The organism is Bacteroides stercorirosoris (assembly GCF_900142015.1).
Lineage (GTDB): Bacteria > Bacteroidota > Bacteroidia > Bacteroidales > Bacteroidaceae > Bacteroides > Bacteroides stercorirosoris.
The window spans coordinates 15095-34127 of sequence record NZ_FQZN01000041.1 but is presented as its reverse complement, the minus strand read 5'-3'; the positions used below and the strand labels follow the sequence as shown (position 1 = coordinate 34127).

The window sequence follows — 19033 nt, the reverse complement described above, 5'->3', positions numbered from 1 at the left end:
ACTTGTATGCGGGCGAATGATTATTCGCCCCTACAAGTGCTTTTACAATGCCTGTAGGGGCGGAAAATGATTTGCTCGGTATACGCAAAGTAACTTTTGACGTAAGCCCTTTCTTGTGATAAATGTTCCCTTTTTCTTTTTTTAGGATAATTCGGACGGTTTTCAAGGAAATATTGCTTATGTTTGCCACAGAAATAAGAAAGGGAGATGAAAAATATAAAAAACGTAGATATCGCAACTATCCGCCGTTTTCCGGCAATGGATTTTATAGGAAATGACTTTGCCATATTCGACAATATAGGAGACATCCCTTTATTCGGTTATCCTACCCGCCTGAATGCGTCTTGCCTTACACTTTGCCTGAAAGGACATTGTCGGATACGCATCAACCTGAAAGAGCATGAACTTACCGAAGGTGTTCTTGTGGTTACCCTGCCCGAACAGATTTTGCAACAAGTGGAACGTTCGGATGACTTTACCGGAGTTTTTATTGTGGTTTCCGGACAGTTCATAGATGATGTGCTTCCTACGGTTCAGCAGTTGTTCCCATTGTTCTTTATGATTAAGGAGCAACCTTGTGTGCGCCTCAGACCGGAGGAAATGGAAGCTGTACAGGAATATTACTCTTTCCTCCAGAAGAAAGTGAAGCTGAAAGACAACCCTTTCCGCAAGGAGATTACGCAGGGGCTGATACTTTCCCTTTTCTATGAGATATATGGCATTTATCAGGGTAATGAACCGGCAATACGCAAGACGAAAACCCGGAAAGAAGACCTTTTCGAACGTTTCATCCGTGCCATCTCCGAATCGTATAAGGTGGAACGCAGTGTTGCTTACTATGCCGACAAGATGTTCCTGACCGCCAAGCATCTCTCTACGGCTGTGAAAGAAGTCAGTGGAAAGACTGCCGGAGAGTGGATTGACAGTCTCGTGATTCTGGAAGCCAAAGCCTTGCTGAAATCTTCTGAAATGAGTATTCAGGAAATATCCGATGAACTTCATTTCGCCAATCAATCTTTCTTTGGTAAATATTTCAAGCATCACACCGGTATGTCACCGAAAGAATACCGCAAGCAATAATTATCAATTATTAATGTGAATCAGGAGTTAAAACAGATTCATAACTGTGTAGAAATGAGTTTTCACCACAGAGTAACACAGAGTCTCACGGAGTTCTATTCTTTTGATTTCAAATTGATTAAACTCTGTGATACCCTGTGTTACTCTGTGGTGAATTAATTCATAACCGTTACAAGAAGGAGTTTATTTCAATTCCTGATTCGCATAATTAAATATATTCTCCCAAAAAATAAATAAAACATGGAAAAAAGAGAAATTGACCTTGCTGTTTCCTGCTATGGAAAAGTGAAGGAGGTGAAGTATGATGTTGTCATACTGCCTTGGGGTGCGACGGAGCCTCATAATCTGCATCTTCCGTATCTTACAGATTGTATTTTGCCTCATGACATTGCTGTGGACGCGGCAACTTTGGCACTGGAACGTTCCGGTGTCCGTTGTATGGTGATGCCGCCGGTAGGCTTCGGTGCGCACAATCCCGGGCAACGTGAACTGCCTTTCTGTATACATACCCGTTACTCCACCCAGCAAGCCATCCTGGAGGATATTGTGGCTTCTCTTTCTGCCCAGGGAATGCGTAAGCTTATTATTGTCAGCGGACATGGTGGCAACAACTTTAAAGGTATGATACGCGACCTTGCCTTTACCTACCCCGATTTCATGATTATTGCCTCCGACTGGTTCAGTCTTGTCCCTACCAAGGATTATTTCGAGGCGGAGATAGATGACCATGCCGGCGAACAGGAAACGTCTGTGATGATGTATTACCATCCGGAGCTGGTAAATCTGGATGAAGCGGGGAATGGAGATTCCAGACCTTTCGCCATCCCTTCACTGAACGAAAAAGTAGGTTGGGCACCGCGCCATTGGGATAAGGCTACTGTGGATAGCGGGGTAGGGAACCCCAAGAAGGCTTCGGCTGAGAAGGGCGAACGTTATATGAAGCCGGTGATAGAGAAACTTGCCAGACTCTTTGAGGAAGTCGGTCGGAACGAACTCTATTAAGATGAAATAAAAACCGGACGGTATGACCTGAAATCTTCCTGGTCAAACCGCCCGGTTGCTTATGCTGAGATGAAAAGTTTACTTATCTATTGACATCAACCATTTGCCGTCTCTTTTCACCATTGACTGCGAACCTTCTTGTGTTTCTCCGTTTCCGTAGGTTTGCTTAATCTTTACTGTTGCTGTGTTTCCATCAGCGGATATTTCTTCCGACAGAACTTCTATGCTTTTCAGTCCGCCCATCTTCTCATATTCTTTGGACACTTTTTCCTTCAACATGGAAACCAGACCTTCTTTCTGCTCTTTTAGTTTCTCAGGCGTTGCGCCTTCCTCAAAAGCAAGTCCGTCTACAAACTTCTCATAGTCACCTTTGATGAGATAACTACCATACTTTTTCATAGCATCTCCGGGACTGCTTGAAGAAGAACAAGCTGTCATTACGAACATAGCCATTACCATCAGACTAAAATAAAATACCTTTTTCATACGCTTTTTTTTAAAGTGATTAATGTGTATTTAAAAATAGTATATCAAACAGAGACGTTTGCTCTGTGCAATATCATTGGGCAGGAGATAATCTCCCTTGAATCCGGGAATATTTATATGGCTGATACGCCCTTCGGGCAAGTCGACCCCTTCTTTTCTGTATACGAAGTCGATAAACTCCGTACAGTACATCTTAGTTGTATCAGCCAGGTCGTAATCATGGTCGAATAACACACGGGCGTCATAAAGGCGTTCTGCATGGACTGCTGCCCGGTATGCGGCTATGGAGTCCTCTTGTACGCGCATGATAGCTCCGCTAACAGCTTTTCTCTTCTCAAAAAAGGCTTCTATGGTTTCCATTTTTACACGGTCCGGATCATCTTTGAAGTCCGGTTCACCGGGCACAGCGTGTATCACATACCATTGTCCGTCTTTCTTTTTGAGGATGCCGGTATGCGAATAGTTCCCTTCCCGGTCTGCTGCCAACACCACTCTGCTGGTAATTCCCGTTCCTCTTCTGAAAGCGATGTCTCCGTCCCGGAACAATGCTTGCGGCAATTGCACCGGTGGCGTTTCTTTATCAGAACTTCCCTGGCAACCTGCCAGTACAAGTGTGAGTATGAACGTTATCTTGGGTAGAGATACGTGTGTTTTCCTTTCCATCCGTACAAATATATGAATTTATTTGCACGATTACATATATTTTAATTGTTTTTTGTGGGGTAAACGAAAAAAGAGGTAACAACCTTCCTTCAGTTGTTACCTCTTTTTTAATTTATACCCTAAAAACTAATCTCTTTCCTTATAAAAAACCAAATCTATTTCTTTTTGCTGCAAAGTTAGGGAGTTCTTGAGTAAATTGATTTGATATAAATCAAAAACTGTATTTCTTATCGTATTTCCTACAATGTACCTGCGCGTACTCGGCTCAGGGTTTCGGGCGTCATCAGCAAATAAGATGCGATATGTGATAATGGTGCCCGTTTGATGACTTCCGGGTGGGTGTGCATCAGCATATTGTAGCGTTCGCGTGCTGTTTCGAACCGCCAGGAGTCAGCTTTCACCTGAGATACTATGAGCGAGTATTCCAGTATCTTGCGGTAGAACATATTGATTTCCCAGGAGATTTCGGTCAGTCTCATGAATTTGTCGTAGGGGAGAAGGTAGACTGTGCAAGGTTCCAGAGCTTCTGCCATCAGGCGGGTAGGCTCTTGTTTCAGGGTGCTCTCTATACAGATAATAATACAACCTTCGTAGGAAAAGTGTTCGGTGACGTCCTTGCCGTTTTTGTAATAGAACTGGCGCATCATGCCTTTGCCCACAAAGGCTATATGATGGCAGACTTGTCCTTCTTTAAATAGGAGTTCACCCTTTTCCAGCTCTTTGCGGATCAGAATTTCTTCTATCAGTTTTCTACCTTCAGGTGCCATGCCCGGATAGCGGGAGTTCACAGTGGCATTAACTGTCTCTTTTAATAGTGTATCCATAATTGTTCGCTGGTATTTGTAACCGTTTCCGGAGGCAAAGGTACGAAAGATTTGATTTAAATCAAATCTTATTCAGTGATTAGTGCCCTAGTATTACATAGCCTGCTTAATCGCTTATTGCTAACTATTAATCACTTAATAAATCCTTTCGTCGTCCACTTCATGCTATACCAGCGACGTACAAAGATAGCCCCCCGTATATTCTCGTCCAGCAGGAAAGCAACCCACATACCGCAAATTCCCCATTCCAGAGGAATGCCGAATATATATCCCAAGCCTACGGCGACGCTCCACTGAACTACCAGGCCGACATAGAAAGGATAGGTGACATCTCCGGCAGCACGCAAGGCGTTGGTTGCAAAGATATTGATGGGACGTCCGATTTCGAGAATGACATCAATGATGAGAATGGTAGTCCCCAACCGGATAATCTCCTCATTGGAAGTCAGCCAATGGAAAATGGTGTTTCCGAAGACGGCGAGGACAGTGGAAAGTATGACGGTGATCATCACAGACTTTTTCATCACATATTTCCCCATCAGGAAAGCGGCATGCGGCTTTTTCTCCCCGATAAGATGACCGATACAAATGGCGCCCCCTTGCGCCATGGAGATGCTGAACAAATAGGCGAACATGATGATATTGACGCAATAGGTACGGGTGGCGAGTGCTTCGACGCCCAGCATATTGATGAAGAAAGTTATCACTACTTGCGAAGAACTGTAAGAAAGTTGTTCTCCGGCAGAAGGGAGTCCCACCTTCATCAGATTTTTCAGTTCTATCCACGGGAACGGACGGAAATAGGCAAGAGGGAAGCGGTGGATATGCTTGCGGAACAGGATGATGAACAGAAGAACCATAGACACGCCACGGCTGAAAGCGGTGGAAATGGCAGCACCTTCCACACCCAGTTCGGGAAAACCGAACTGCCCGAAGATGAGGGAATAGTTACCTATAATATTGAGAATGTTGACAACAACGGTTACCAGCATCGGGTAAATGGCTTTATTGGCACTGCGCAGGGAGGCGGAAAGAGTGAGGGAGATGGCTTGGAAGAATGCGAAGGCGCCTACGATGCGCATATAGTCCATGCCGTCTGTCATCAGTTCCGGAGTCAGTCCCATCAGGCGGAGAATTGGTCCGGCAAGGGAGAAGAGGAAAAGGCTGACGGAAGCACCGACCACCACATTTACTATCAGTGAAACTCCGACCACCTGTACCACTTTCTTTTGCAGGCGGGCGCCAAGGTATTGGGAGCAAAGAACGGACGTGCCGAGATTGATGACCTCGAACACAAGAAAGGTAAGCATAATGATTTGGTTGACTACCCCGACGGCAGCCACACTGCTGTCGGAGTGGCGACTCAGCATAATAGTATCTACAGCACCCAGCATCATGATGAGCAGGGTTTCTATAAAGATGGGGGCAGCAAGCTTTGCAAGCCGTTTTTTCAAGCTTTCCTGATGTACCATTTCGTATGTGTTTGATATCCGGTGATGAAAAATCGCGCAAAGGTACGGAAAGAGGTGAAAAGAGAGATTGATGTGAGTCAAATAAAAAAAGGGATTCAAACTTAATCCCTGATGCTTTTCTTAAATCTTTTTTTTCTCCCTTTGCTTTTGACTTTTAATAGATTACATCTTTTTGTGAAAAAAGTCAGAAAAAAATATGATGGAAAGATTTGCATAGTCCAAAAGTTTCCCATACATTTGCACCGCATTTGAGAAACAATGCAGGTTTAAGGAAGTGTGGGTGAGTGGCTGAAACCACCAGTTTGCTAAACTGACGTACGGGTAACTGTACCGGGGGTTCGAATCCCCCCGCTTCCGCAAACAGCCGGTGGATTCGTCTAACGGTTAGGACACATGCCTCTCACGCATGTAATACGAGTTCGATTCTCGTATCCACTACGGTAAAAAACATAATGCACTCTTAGCTCAGCTGGTAGAGCAATTGACTCTTAATCAATGGGTCCAGGGTTCGAGTCCCTGAGGGTGTACAAAGCATAAAGCGGTTACTACAAAGCAGTAACCGCTTTTTTTGTGCAATTATTCCTTAATCTCCAGGAATACTTTCTATCTTTGCACTCCGAAATAAGTAAAAACGTAAACACTTTGGATTGGTTATACAGTTTATTCGTTGAACATTCCGCCTTGCAGGCGGTTGTGGTGCTCTCGCTGATCTCTGCTATTGGTTTGGGACTGGGGAAGATACATATCTGCGGCATATCGTTGGGAGTGACCTTCGTGTTCTTTGCAGGCATCATTGCCGGACATTTCGGGTTGTCCATCGACCCGCAGATGCTGAACTATGCTGAGAGTTTCGGGCTGGTGATATTCGTGTATGCACTGGGATTGCAGGTCGGTCCGGGCTTTTTCAGTTCATTCAGGACGGGTGGTGTGCAACTGAATATGCTGGCGGTGGGGGTGGTGCTGATAGGCACGGTGATGACGGTGCTGGGCAGCTATGGACTGGGAGTTTCCCTGCCGGACATGGTGGGTATACTCTGTGGTGCCACGACCAATACCCCTGCGCTGGGTGCCGCACAGCAAACCTTGAAACAGATGGGCATTGAGGCGAATACTCCGGCTTTGGGATGTGCGGTGGCATATCCGTTGGGGGTAGTGGGAGTGATTCTCGGCATTCTGCTGATACGTAAAATGCTGGTACGCAAGGAAGATCTGGAGGTCAAGGAGAAAGACGATGTGAACAAGCCGTATATCGTAGCATTCCAGGTGCATAATCCGGCAATCTTCAATATGAGCATAAAGGATATAGCGCAATTGAGCTACCCTAAATTCGTGATATCCCGTTTGTGGCGGGACGGGAATGTGAGTATTCCCACTTCCGAGAAGGTGATTAAAGAAGGTGACCGTCTGCTGGTCATCACTTCCGAAAAGAGTGCGCCTGCACTGACGGTGCTGTTCGGCGAACAGGAAAATACGGACTGGAACAAGGAGGATATCGACTGGAATGCCATCGACAGCCAGTTGGTTTCGCAACGTATCGTGGTGACACGTCCCGAACTGAACGGAAAGAAACTGGGTTCGCTGCATCTGCGCAATCATTACGGCATCAATATCAGCCGCGTATATCGCAGTGGCGTGCAGTTGCTGGCTACGGCGGAACTAACTTTGCAGTTGGGTGACCGATTGACGGTAATAGGTGAGGCGGCTGCCGTACAAAATGTGGAAAAAGTATTGGGTAATGCTGTCAAGAGCCTGAAAGAGCCTAATCTGGTTGCTGTATTCGTGGGTATCGTCCTCGGCCTTGCACTGGGAGCAATACCTATCGCTATCCCCGGTGTCAGCACTCCGGTGAAGTTGGGGCTTGCAGGGGGGCCGATTATTGTAGGCATCCTTATCGGTACTTTCGGCCCGAGAATGCACATGGTGACCTACACAACCCGCAGTGCCAATCTGATGCTTCGTGCCTTGGGCTTGTCGCTCTATCTGGCTTGTCTGGGACTGGATGCGGGCGCCCATTTCTTCGATACGGTGTTCCGTCCGGAAGGTCTGCTGTGGATAGCTATCGGCTGTGCGCTGACTGTGCTTCCTGTGCTGATAATGGGAATCATCGCTTTCCGCTGGATGAGGATAGATTTCGGCTCGGTGGCAGGGATGCTGTGCGGCAGTATGGCGAATCCGATGGCGCTGAATTACGTCAATGATACCATTCCCGGTGATAACCCTTCGGTTTCTTATGCTACGGTTTATCCGTTGTGCATGTTCCTGCGGGTGATTATCGCACAAGTGCTGTTGATGTTCTTTTTAAGTTGAGAGTTTGAGAATGTGGAGTTGAGGTTTGGAAATCTAAAGTTGAGGTTTGAGAACGTAGAGTTGAGGTTTGGAATGAAGACACAAGCCCATATGTAATTTGTAATTAGTAATTTGTAATTAGATATCATGAGTAATATTACCCCTGAAAGCATCATGAGCGACTTGCGCTATTTGCAGTTGCTGTCACGCAGTTTCCCGACAATTGCGGATGCCAGTACAGAAATCATTAACCTGGAAGCTATTCTGAACCTTCCGAAAGGTACAGAGCATTTCCTGACCGATATACACGGCGAATATGAAGCCTTCCAGCACGTATTGAAAAACGCTTCGGGTGCAGTGAAGCGGAAAGTGAATGAAATATTCGGGCATACCTTGCGCGAGAGTGAGAAGAAAGAAATATGCACTCTGATTTACTATCCCGAAGAGAAATTACAGTTGATAAAGGAGCGGGAAGCCGACCTGGACGACTGGTATCTGATTACGCTGAACCAACTGGTGAAGGTTTGCCAGAATGTGTCTTCCAAATACACCCGTTCGAAGGTTCGGAAAGCGCTACCGGAAGAATTTTCATACATCATTCAGGAATTGCTGCATGAGTCGAGTGTGGAGCCTAATAAACATGCTTACATCAATGTAATTATCAGCACCATTATCTCTACCAAGCGTGCGGACGATTTCATCATCGCCATGTGTAACCTTATCCAGCGGCTGACGATTGACTCCTTGCATATCGTGGGGGATATCTACGACCGTGGTCCGGGAGCGCATATCATCATGGACACGCTTTGCGATTATCACAATTTCGACATCCAGTGGGGAAATCATGATATTTTGTGGATGGGGGCAGCGTCGGGCAATGACGCCTGCATCGCCAATGTAATCCGTATGTCGATGCGTTATGCTAACCTGGCTACGCTGGAAGACGGATATGGCATCAACCTGTTGCCGCTTGCCACGTTTGCCATGGATATGTATGCCGATGATCCTTGTACGATTTTTGCGCCAAAGATGAACTTTGCGGATGGAAGCTACAATGAGAAAACTTTGCGGCTGATTACGCAGATGCATAAGGCGATTACAGTGATACAGTTCAAGTTGGAGGCGGAGATTATAGACCGTCGTCCGGACTTTGGCATGCAGAACCGGAAGTTGTTGGATAAGATTGATTTTGAGAGAGGCGTCTTTGTGTACGAAGGAAAAGAGTATCCTTTGCGCGACACGAACTTCCCGACGATAGACCCGGCTGACCCGTATCGCTTGTCGGATGAGGAAAAGGAGCTGATGGATAAGATTCATGCTTCGTTCATGAATAGTGAAAAGCTGAAGAAACATATGCGTTGCCTGTTCACGTATGGGGGAATGTATCTGGTTTGCAACAGTAATTTGCTGTATCATGCTTCCATGCCGCTGAATGAGGATGGCAGTTTCAAGCATGTCCGCATCGGTAAAAAGGAGTATTGGGGCAAGAAGTTGCTGTGCAAGACGGACCAGTTGATACGCACGGCTTACTTTGATGAAGACGGGACGGAGGAGAAGAGTTTTGCACTGGACTACGTGTGGTATATGTGGTGCGGGCCGGATGCCCCGTCGTTTGATAAGGATAAGATGGCGACATTCGAACGTTATTTTATAGGAGATAAGGAATTGTCTAAAGAGACAAAAGGATATTATTATTCGTTGCGAAACCGTGCGGATATCTGCGAACGCATTTTGGCAGAGTTCGAAGTGACAGGCCCTCATTCGCACATCATCAACGGGCATGTGCCTGTGAAGATTATCAAGGGTGAGAAGCCTATCAAGGCGGACGGCAAACTGCTGGTGATTGACGGTGGGTTCTCCAAAGCCTATCAGCCGGAAACGGGAATTGCCGGATATACGTTGGTGTATCATTCACATGGATTGCAGTTGGTACAGCACGAACCGTTCCAAAGTAGTCAGAAGGCAATAGAGGAGGGACAGGATATCAAGTCCACCACTTTCGTTATCGAGTTCAATTCACAACGTATGATGGTGAAAGATACGGATAAGGGCCAGGAGTTAGTGACGCAGATACAGGACTTGAAGAAGTTGCTGGTGGCGTACAGGACGGGATTTATCAAGGAGAAAAACTGAATATGAATATTTAAGTATTAGGTATTAATTGTTGATTTACAATTGCTACACAATAATGCATAAATGCCTATACACTCAACAATTAATACCTAATATTTAATATTTAAACAATACCACTCCGCCTTCCAGAATCACTCCTTTGTCATAAGTCACCCCTTTGTTGTAATAGCGGCTGCCTCCGTAACCTCCTGTTACGAATACCCCGAATCTGTCTGTCAGGCGATATTCCAGATTCACACGTGCCTGTAACGCATAAAGGCGTGCCGGAAAACCATAATCTTTGTTCTTGAAGTTTTCGATATGCTGAAATCCCAGGTCACCGCTGATGAATAGCTGTTTGTATAGGGGCAACTCCAGACCAGCACGATAAAAAAGAGAAGCCGAGAACTTGTCGCTGAAGTCCAGGTAATGTGTGCCACCACCCAAGATCGTATAGAATAACTTGTTTTTAAAGCGTGCGCCCACATTCAACTTCGTTGTGTTTCCTCCGAAAAGCATCAGTTGCACTTTTGTGTCCGGATTGGCATTTACCAGACCCAATTGGAAGCCATCGAAATTACCCTTATAATAGTTGACTAATCCGATTTGCAACCCTTTTCCATCCTTTACGATGTTGAGGGGGGCAAGTTGTACGCCCGTGGCAGTGCCACCTACCACATTACCCAATCCGGCTATCTGCAAACCGTGCATCGTTTCTCCGGTAATGTTGCCTAATCCGCTTATCTGTACACCCCGCAGACTTTCGCCTACAATGTTCAGAAGTCCGGAAACTGTAATGCCATTGAAGGCTTCACCCGAAATGTTGGCTAATCCTGCAAGGTGTACACCCGAAGCATTTTCTCCGGTGATGTTCAGTAAGCCGCCAATGACAACACCACTGGTATTGTCGCCGGTGATATTGGTCAGTCCGGAGAAAATGACGCCTTGTGCATGGTTTCCTGTGATGCCGACCAAGCCGGATAAGGACACGCCACTGAGATTGTCTCCATTTACATTGCTGATGCCCGCAATCTGTATGCCTCGCATGCTGCCGCCTACCAGGTTGGCAAGACCTGTGATCTGTGCGCCGTTCATATCCCGATACACCACTCCTCCCAGCAGGTTGATGCCTACGCCACTCAGGCGGTTCATAGAGGAGAAAAGACCGAGATTGAAGCAAGTGGTTCCAACAGTATCACTCTTCTGTGTGGACATATTTTTCCACAAGGACAGATTGATGCCGACAGGTTCTTTGTCTTTCCTGGTTGTTTTCGTTGATTCGTTATTTGTGGTTTGGGCAGAAATCACTTCTGTCGTAAGCAAAAGTAGTACGGCAATAAATGAAGTTAATCGTCTCATTCGTTTTTAATCTTATTAGTATACAATTGAATCATCCTTTCGCCTCTTGATACAGGAACCGTTTTATAGAGCGTTTCGGCGTTTTTTCAAATTCTTCGGGGTATATCTTCATTTTAAATATCTGACAGTATGCAGGAAGGGTTGTATTCAGTGCAACGCGGTTCTCTTCCATGACACGTTCGATGTCTTCAGTCTTCAGACCGTGTGCAAAGGCATCATCGAAATCAGGGTATACCAAGCCCACAAGTTTCTCGTTCTGCTGTACGATGATGCTTTCGGCAACGTATGGCATATTGTTCAGCTTGTCTTCTATTTCTTCGGGATAGATATTTTGTCCGCTGGCACCGAGCAACATATTCTTGCTGCGTCCTTTGATGGTGACATTGCCTTCGGCATCCATCAGGGCGAGGTCGCCCGTGTGCAACCAGCCGTCTGCGTCAATGGCCTCGCGGGTGGCTTCTTCATTCTTATAATACCCCAACATCACGTTAGGACCGCGGCATACGATTTCTCCCGGAATATTTTCCGGATCGGGCGAGAGGATTTTTACTTCCATACGGGGGACTGCTTTACCACAAGAACCCGGTTTGAAACGTGACCAGTCTTCATAACAGATAATCGGACCACACTCCGTCATTCCGTAACCTACCGTGTAGGGGAATTCTATCATGTGCAGGAATTGTTCTACTTCTTGATTAAAAGCGGCTCCCCCCACTATAACTTCTGCAAAACGTCCGCCAAAGGCATTGACTACGCCTTCACGCACAGTTGCTTTAATCTTATCATTGATGATGGGAACTTTCAGCAACAACTTCATAGTCGGAGTTTCCAGCTTCGGAAGCACATTCTTTTTGATGATCTTTTCGATGATAAGCGGCACGGCCACCACCAAGTGGGGCTTCACTTCTGAGAATGCCTGGAAGATAATCTTCGGACTGGGCATACGGGTGAGGAAGTATATCTGGCAACCTGCGGCGAACTCGTACAGGAACTCGAATGCCAGTCCGTACATATGTGCCATCGGCAGCATGGAGATGATCTTGTCACCTGCCTTCAGAGGCAGCACTTCGAATGCAAATGCAATATTGGACCACAGACTACGGTAGGGCAACATTACACCTTTGGAGTAACTCGTCGTACCGGAAGTGTAATTGATGACCGCCAGTTCTTCGGGCTGGTCTTTGTGATACTCAATATGTTCCTTGCGGAAGTTCTTGGGATATTTTTTGCCGAACAGTTCATTCAGATGTTCGCGGGCATAGTCTATCTTTTCGGTGCGGGATACGAGGACGGAAAAGTCAGTCATCAGTATGATGCCTTCCAGCAGAGTCATGGCACTTTCGTTAAGGTTTTCCCATACCTGGTCGCCTACGAAAAGCAGTTTGGCTTCGGAATGGTTCACGATGTTGTGCACATTGTCCGCTTTGAACTCGTGCAGGATGGGAACCACAACAGCACCGTAGGTCAATGTGGCGAGGAAAGTGACCCCCCAGTGCGAACTGTTGCGTCCGCAGATGGCAATTTTATCGCCTTTCTTGATGCCGCTTGCTTCGAAGATTAAGTGTACTTTTTCTATTTTGCGGGCTACGTCCTTGTATTGCAGGGTAGCGCCATTATAGTCAGTCAGGGCATCCAAGTCCCAATTCTCTTTTATGCTGTTCTCAATATAGGCGATAAAACTTTGTTCCATGATATTATATTGCACATTTGGTTGAAAATTGTGCAAATATAAGGCTTTATTAAAAGAATGCAAATTTTTCTCTGAAAAAAGCGGGAAGTACAGAGCATTTAAACGCAGGTATATTAAAATATGGCCAAACAGATGAAATTATTGCAAGTAATGAAATTGATATCGGGGAAACAGATAGACCTGCCGGGCAGATAAAGACAAACTTCCTGTCGACAAGAAGTTAATAGCTTGTCGACAGGAAGTCAAGAGTTTGTTTACAAGAAGTTGACTTCTTGTAAGTGGTTGATAATCTTTTACTTTCCGAGATACCAATTGTACATGCGTTGTACGCCTTCTTCAATCTCCACCTGATGGTGCCAGCCCAGGGCGTGCAATTTGGAGGGATCGGTGAGTTTACGCATGGTTCCGTCCGGTTTAGTACTGTCGAAAGTCAGTTGACCCTGATAGTCTACGGTGGAAACGATTAATTCGGCCAGTTCGCGGATGGAGATTTCTTTGCCCGTACCTATGTTGATGTGGCAGTTGCGGATATCCTTGTCACCTTGCTTGTAGGTATCTTTGAAATCTACGTGCTCCATGACGAAAACGCTGGCATCAGCCATTTCTTCGCTCCAGAGGAATTCGCGGAGCGGAGTGCCTGTACCCCATAGTTTTACTTCGGTGTTGCTGATACCGTATTTGGCGAGGATGGCGAGGATGTTTTCCCGGCTGCTGCTGCCGTCGATGCCTTCGACGGGGCGTTGGTTCAGGTCTTTGCATATGGCATCCCAGTCACCTTGTTTCAGGCAGTGGGCGAGGTGAATCTTACGGATCATGGCAGGAAGGACGTGACTGCGTTCCAGGTCGAAGTTATCGTTCGGGCCGTAAAGGTTGGTAGGCATCACGGCGATATAATTGGTGCCGTATTGCAGGTTGAAGCTTTCGCACATTTTCAGTCCGGCTATTTTGGCGATGGCATACGGTTCGTTGGTGTATTCCAGCGGGGAGGTGAGGAGTACCTCTTCTTTCATGGGCTGTTCGGCATCACGGGGATAGATGCATGTACTACCCAGGAAGAGGAGCTTCTTCACGTTATGGCGGAAACTTTCGCCGATGACGTTCTGCTGTATTTGCAGGTTTTTGTAGATGAAGTCGGCGCGGTAGATGCTGTTTGCCATGATGCCGCCAACGAAGGCAGCGGCAAGAAACACATATTCCGGTTGCTCTTCATCGAAGAATTTGCGAACAGCTACAGCGTCCAATAAATTGAGTTCTTTGTGGGTTTTGCCAATGAGATTGGTATATCCTTTGTCTTCCAGGTTCTTCCAGATGGCTGAACCTACCAGACCGCGATGACCGGCCACAAAGATTTTGGCGTTTTTGTCTAACATGAGTTTAATTATTAATTATAAGCTATAAATCATTAATTCTTGGCTGAATGTTCTTCAACTCTCAACTTCCCTTAAGTGCAGCTTCTTCACGAACTTCATATCGTGTGCAGCCATAATTTTCACCAACTCTTCGAAACTGGTTTGTCTCGGGTTCCAGCCTAACAGGGTTTTTGCTTTGGTCGGGTCACCCAGCAACTGTTCCACTTCGGCAGGGCGGAAGTATTTCGGGTCTACTTCAACAATGATTTTTCCGGTTTTCACATCAATACCTTTTTCATTTACGCCCTCACCTTCCCAGTGCAGTTCGATGCCTACTTCTCTGAAAGCAAGTGTGGCAAATTCGCGGACGGTATGCATTTCGCCTGTGGCTATCACAAAATCTTCGGGAGTATCATATTGCAGGATGAGCCACATACATTCCACATAATCTTTGGCATATCCCCAGTCGCGGCGTGCGTCCAGATTACCCAGATACAGTTTGTCCTGGAAACCCTGTGCGATGCGTGCGGCAGCCAGTGTAATTTTACGGGTTACGAATGTCTCGCCTCTGCGTTCACTTTCGTGATTGAAGAGGATACCGTTCACGGCAAACATTCCGTAACTTTCACGGTAGTTCTTTGTAATCCAGAAACCGTATTGTTTGGCTACTCCGTACGGGCTGCGGGGGTAGAAAGGTGTCGTCTCCTTTTGGGGGACTTCCTGTACTTTTCCGTAAAGCTCGGAAGTGGAGGCCTGATAGATTTTTGTCTTTTTCTCCATGCCGAGGATGCGGACAGCCTCTAGCATACGCAGCGTACCGATGGCGTCTGCTTCGGCGGTGTATTCCGGTACGTCGAAAGAAACTTTCACGTGACTTTGTGCGGCAAGGTTATAGATTTCGTCCGGTTGCACTTGCTGGATGATGCGGATGAGCGAACTGCTGTCCGTCATGTCGCCGTAGTGCAGGTTGATGGTACGCTTCTGTTTCATGTCGCGCACCCATTCATCGAAATACAGATGTTCGATGCGACCTGTGTTGAAGGAAGAAGAACGGCGGAGAATGCCGTGTACTTCGTATCCCTTTTGTAGTAGAAACTCGGCAAGAAAGGAACCGTCCTGACCTGTGATTCCGGAGATTAAAGCTGTTTTCATTATAATAGGCTTTTATTGATTGATTTTGAGGGGACAAAATTCGTTATTTTTTACGAGAATACAAAGAACAGATATTAATTATTAGGTATTAATGTGAATCAGGAGTTGAAATTAACTCATATCTGTAGGGATATGAAACAAATGGGTACGCGGACGATGCGGATAAGGCGGATGAACGCGGACTTTAATTTCTTAATAGTATAGCGCAACTTAAGCCTGAAAGGCTTTCATCTTATAGCCCAGGGCAACGCCCTGGGAATGAACCGTACCCCACAATCTTACGCCCTGTAAGGGCATAACACCACATACGGGCTTTTGCCCTTACAGGGCGCAAAGATATATACTAATCCCCAGGGCGTTGCCCCGGGCTATAAGATGAAAGGCTTTCAGCCTTAGGCTGCGCAAAATTATCGTCTATCTCATTTCTTATTTGCTTCATTTCTACACAGTTATGAATATGTTTTAGACACGGATTACACTGTTGCAGTATATAAAACAACAGTGTAATCCGTGTCTAAAATCTCATTTATCATTTGTTTCCTTTCTAAACTGAACTGCGTTGTAACACTGCTAAATCAATAATTAATGCCTGGTAATTGATCTTTATTTATAGATTTTATCCACTACCAGTGCTATTGCCCCGTCTCCCGTCACATTGCAGGCTGTGCCGAAGCTGTCCATAGCGATATAGAGTGCAATCATTAACGCTTGTGCAGATTCGTCGAAGCCCAGCATGGACTGCAATATGCCTAAGGATGCCATGATGGCGCCACCGGGAACACCGGGCGCTGCTACCATTGTGATGCCCAGCATGAAGATAAAGCCGGCGAATAGCGGGAAATCAAAAGGTATGCCCTGCATCATCATCAAAGCGAGTGCGCAGGCCACTATTTTTAGTGTGCTGCCCGATAGATGTATGGTGGCACATAGCGGGATGACAAAACCTGCAATATCGGTTGAGACTCCGTTCTTCTTTGTCTGCTCCAGGGTGACGGGGATTGTGGCGGCAGATGACTGTGTGCCCAAAGCGGTGAAATAAGCCGGCATCATCCGTCCCAATAACTTGAAAGGATTTTTGCGGACGAACAGCGCAGCGATGCAATACTGGAATATCAGCAGGAAGATATGCAGCAGGAAAATCACCCCGATAATTTTTATGAATACCATCAGCACAGAGAACACTTGTCCCGAATGGGTCATATTAAGGAATATACCGAAAATATATATCGGAAGCAATGGCAGAATGACCACACTGATCATCTTTACAATAATATCCTGAAAATCACGTGCTGCATTCTTTAAAGTATCGCTTTTCAGTTGGGCAAGTCCCAGACCTAAAGTGAAAGCCAGTACCAGTGCCGTCATCACATTCATCAACGGTGGAATGGCTACCGAAAAGAAGGGCAATATTCCTTGTGCTTCGCTGACTTCCTCCAGAGGAACGCCTGTTTCTATCAGATGGGGAAATATCGTTACTCCGGTGAAGTATGAAAGGAAGCCTGAGAACAGTGTTGCCCCGTAAGCGATTAATGCCGTAATCAGCAATAACTTTCCAGCTCCCTTGCCTATGTCGGCAATAGCCACCGTCACCAGTCCCACAATAATCAGCGGTATGGAGAAATTGAGGAATTCACTGAAAATGCCGTTGAACGTAACGAACAAACGTACCAGTCCTGCAGGCAGAAAATGACCGAAGAGAATACCTAATGCGATAGCTATAATGATGCGCGGCAACAACCCGATATGTAGTTTTTTCATAAAACTGAATTTAAGTTTTTCCAATGAAATGAAGTTATGTTTGCAAAAGTACGATTTTTATTCGGAATTCATACGAACAAATGCCCTTGGCATATTGTTTCCATTTCAATGAAACAAATAACATAAAAAAATGCAAGTTATGACAAAAAAAGAACAAAAGACAGACATAGGCCTGATTGGACTTGCCGTAATGGGGGAGAACTTATCCTTGAACATGGCAGATAAGGGGTGGCATGTATCGGTGTACAACCGCACTGTTCCGGGAGTGGAAGAGGGTGTGGTTGAGCGATTTGTCAACGGCCGTGCCAAGGGGAAGAGCATCGAAGGATACACTGAAATCCCCGACTTCGTAGAGTCCATTTCCGCACCGCGTAAAATAATGATGATGGTGCGTGCTGGCGCTGCTGTGGACCAACTTATGGACCAACTTTTCCCGTACCTTTCTCCGGGAGATATATTGATAGATGGTGGCAATTCGAATTATGAAGACACTAACCGCCGCGTGGCGTTGGCCGAATCGAAAGGTTTCCGCTTTGTAGGTGCCGGAGTTTCGGGTGGTGAAGAAGGGGCGCTGAACGGTGCTTCCATCATGCCGGGCGGTTCGGTTACTGCCTGGGATGAAGTAAAACCCATCCTACAGAGCATCGCTGCACGTGCTGCCGACGGCACTCCCTGTTGCGACTGGATCGGTCCGGCAGGTTCGGGGCATTTTGTCAAGATGATACACAACGGTATCGAGTACGGCGATATGCAACTGATTGCCGAGGCCTACTGGGTGATGAAGAATTTGCTGAAACTGGATAATGAAGAAATGGCTTCCGTTTTTGCCCACTGGAATGAGGGCAAACTGCGCAGCTACCTGATAGAAATTACCGCCAATATCCTGCGTCATAAGGACAAGACAGGCGGTTACCTTATAGATAAGATACTAGATACGGCCGGACAGAAAGGTACCGGCAAATGGTCCGTCATCAATGCCATGGAACTGGGCATGCCTTTGGGACTGATTGCTACGGCTGTTTTCGAACGCAGCCTTTCGGCACAGAAGAACCTGCGTGAGGCGGCTTCCAAGCAGTTTGTCTGCCAGCATTCGCAGGTGGTTTACAACAAACCGGAACTGGTGAAAGATATCTATTCCGCCTTGTATGCTTCTAAATTGGTATCTTATGCGCAAGGCTTTGCCGTGTTGCAGAAGGCATCCGAGAGCTTCGGTTGGGAACTCGACCTGGCCTCCATTGCCCGTATGTGGCGGGGGGGATGCATCATCCGCAGTATATTCCTGAATGATATAGCTGCTGCTTTCGAGGCACAACAGAAACCGAAACACTTGTTGCTCGCTCCTTATTTTAAGGAAGAGATACAGCAATTGCTCTCCGGTTGGAAGCATCTTGTGGCGCATGCGATGAAGGAAGAACTGCCCGTTCCCGCTTTCTCCTCCGCATTGAACTATTTCTATTCGCTGGTATCTTCGAAACTGCCTGCCAACATGATTCAGGCACAGCGCGATTACTTCGGTGCGCATACTTTCGAACGGACGGACGAGCTTCGCGGACAATTCTTCCACGAAAACTGGACCGGACATGGCGGAGATACAAAATCGGGTACGTATAATGTATAAACCTGATAACTCAGCACCAATCTAACTCTCCTCCTCCCGGGAGGAGGAGTACCCGTAGGGGGAGGTGGTAGGTAGAAAAGTGTATCTATTTAGAAATAAGGAGTAAGTTTTTTTACCTACCACCCCGCCCTTTGGGCACCCCTCCTCCCGGGAGGAGGGGAATTGAGATAGTCAGTTAATTA

The 19033-nt window shown here is 46.4% G+C and carries 14 protein-coding genes and 3 tRNA genes; 8 read left to right on the top strand and 9 right to left on the bottom strand.

The genetic code is table 11. From position 1 onward, the window contains the following. The first annotated feature begins 207 nt into the window (after positions 1-207). Positions 208-1080, top strand: a complete 873-nt coding sequence (locus BUC01_RS21695) for a helix-turn-helix domain-containing protein (protein ID WP_025834262.1) — start codon at positions 208-210, stop codon at positions 1078-1080. A gap of 240 nt (positions 1081-1320) precedes the next feature. Beyond that, on the top strand, positions 1321-2082 hold the full coding sequence (locus tag BUC01_RS21690) for a creatininase family protein (RefSeq protein WP_025834260.1): 762 nt from the start codon (positions 1321-1323) through the stop codon (positions 2080-2082). A gap of 78 nt (positions 2083-2160) precedes the next feature. On the opposite strand, the gene BUC01_RS21685 is transcribed toward BUC01_RS21690, so the two are convergent. From BUC01_RS21685 to BUC01_RS21670, 4 genes are all read right to left on the bottom strand, one after another. After that, on the bottom strand, positions 2161-2568 hold the full coding sequence (locus BUC01_RS21685) for a DUF4878 domain-containing protein (RefSeq protein WP_025834258.1): 408 nt from the start codon (positions 2566-2568) through the stop codon (positions 2161-2163). Between the two features lie 30 nt (positions 2569-2598). After that, positions 2599-3231, bottom strand: coding sequence for a C40 family peptidase (locus BUC01_RS21680; RefSeq protein WP_073314882.1), 633 nt, complete (start codon positions 3229-3231; stop codon positions 2599-2601). A gap of 239 nt (positions 3232-3470) precedes the next feature. Continuing rightward, positions 3471-4055: a Crp/Fnr family transcriptional regulator gene (locus BUC01_RS21675; RefSeq protein WP_025834256.1), complete on the bottom strand. Its 585-nt coding sequence runs from the start codon at positions 4053-4055 to the stop codon at positions 3471-3473. Between the two features lie 131 nt (positions 4056-4186). Then, the gene (locus tag BUC01_RS21670) at positions 4187-5527 is read right to left on the bottom strand and encodes an MATE family efflux transporter (protein ID WP_025834254.1); all 1341 of its coding nucleotides are present in this window, start codon (positions 5525-5527) and stop codon (positions 4187-4189) included. A 270-nt stretch (positions 5528-5797) separates the two neighbouring features. On the opposite strand from BUC01_RS21670, the gene BUC01_RS21665 reads away from it, so the two are divergent. The 5 genes from BUC01_RS21665 to BUC01_RS21645 all read left to right on the top strand — a co-directional run bounded on the left by BUC01_RS21665 (position 5798) and on the right by BUC01_RS21645 (position 9946). After that, a tRNA-Ser gene (locus BUC01_RS21665) sits at positions 5798-5884 on the top strand. Positions 5885-5893: 9 nt separating this feature from the next. Then, positions 5894-5965: transfer RNA gene (locus tag BUC01_RS21660), tRNA-Glu, on the top strand. Between the two features lie 16 nt (positions 5966-5981). After that, positions 5982-6054 (top strand) — tRNA-Lys (locus BUC01_RS21655). Positions 6055-6169: 115 nt separating this feature from the next. Then, positions 6170-7834, top strand: a complete 1665-nt coding sequence (locus BUC01_RS21650) for a putative transporter (protein ID WP_025834252.1) — start codon at positions 6170-6172, stop codon at positions 7832-7834. 126 nt (positions 7835-7960) lie between these two features. Continuing rightward, complete coding sequence (locus BUC01_RS21645) at positions 7961-9946, top strand: fructose-1,6-bisphosphatase (RefSeq protein ID WP_073314880.1); 1986 nt, start codon at positions 7961-7963, stop codon at positions 9944-9946. A gap of 96 nt (positions 9947-10042) precedes the next feature. Here the strand turns inward: BUC01_RS21645 and BUC01_RS21640 are convergent, their stop codons facing one another. The 5 genes from BUC01_RS21640 to BUC01_RS21620 form a co-directional block, all read right to left on the bottom strand. Then, the gene (locus tag BUC01_RS21640; protein ID WP_073314878.1) at positions 10043-11284 is read right to left on the bottom strand and encodes an LA_2272 family surface repeat-containing protein; all 1242 of its coding nucleotides are present in this window, start codon (positions 11282-11284) and stop codon (positions 10043-10045) included. A gap of 31 nt (positions 11285-11315) precedes the next feature. Further along, entirely contained in the window at positions 11316-12974 is a 1659-nt protein-coding gene (locus BUC01_RS21635; RefSeq protein ID WP_025834250.1) for a long-chain fatty acid--CoA ligase, read from the bottom strand. A 293-nt stretch (positions 12975-13267) separates the two neighbouring features. Beyond that, entirely contained in the window at positions 13268-14344 is a 1077-nt protein-coding gene (locus BUC01_RS21630; RefSeq protein WP_073314876.1) for a GDP-L-fucose synthase family protein, read from the bottom strand. Between the two features lie 54 nt (positions 14345-14398). Further along, positions 14399-15475: a GDP-mannose 4,6-dehydratase gene (gene gmd, locus BUC01_RS21625; RefSeq protein WP_025834248.1), complete on the bottom strand. Its 1077-nt coding sequence runs from the start codon at positions 15473-15475 to the stop codon at positions 14399-14401. 603 nt (positions 15476-16078) lie between these two features. Then, positions 16079-17233: a dicarboxylate/amino acid:cation symporter gene (locus BUC01_RS21620; RefSeq protein WP_025834246.1), complete on the bottom strand. Its 1155-nt coding sequence runs from the start codon at positions 17231-17233 to the stop codon at positions 16079-16081. Positions 17234-17363: 130 nt separating this feature from the next. Here BUC01_RS21620 and gnd point away from each other — a divergent pair, with 130 nt between their 5' ends. Next, positions 17364-18851, top strand: coding sequence for a decarboxylating NADP(+)-dependent phosphogluconate dehydrogenase (gene gnd / locus BUC01_RS21615; protein WP_073314875.1), 1488 nt, complete (start codon positions 17364-17366; stop codon positions 18849-18851). Positions 18852-19033: the final 182 nt, after the last annotated feature.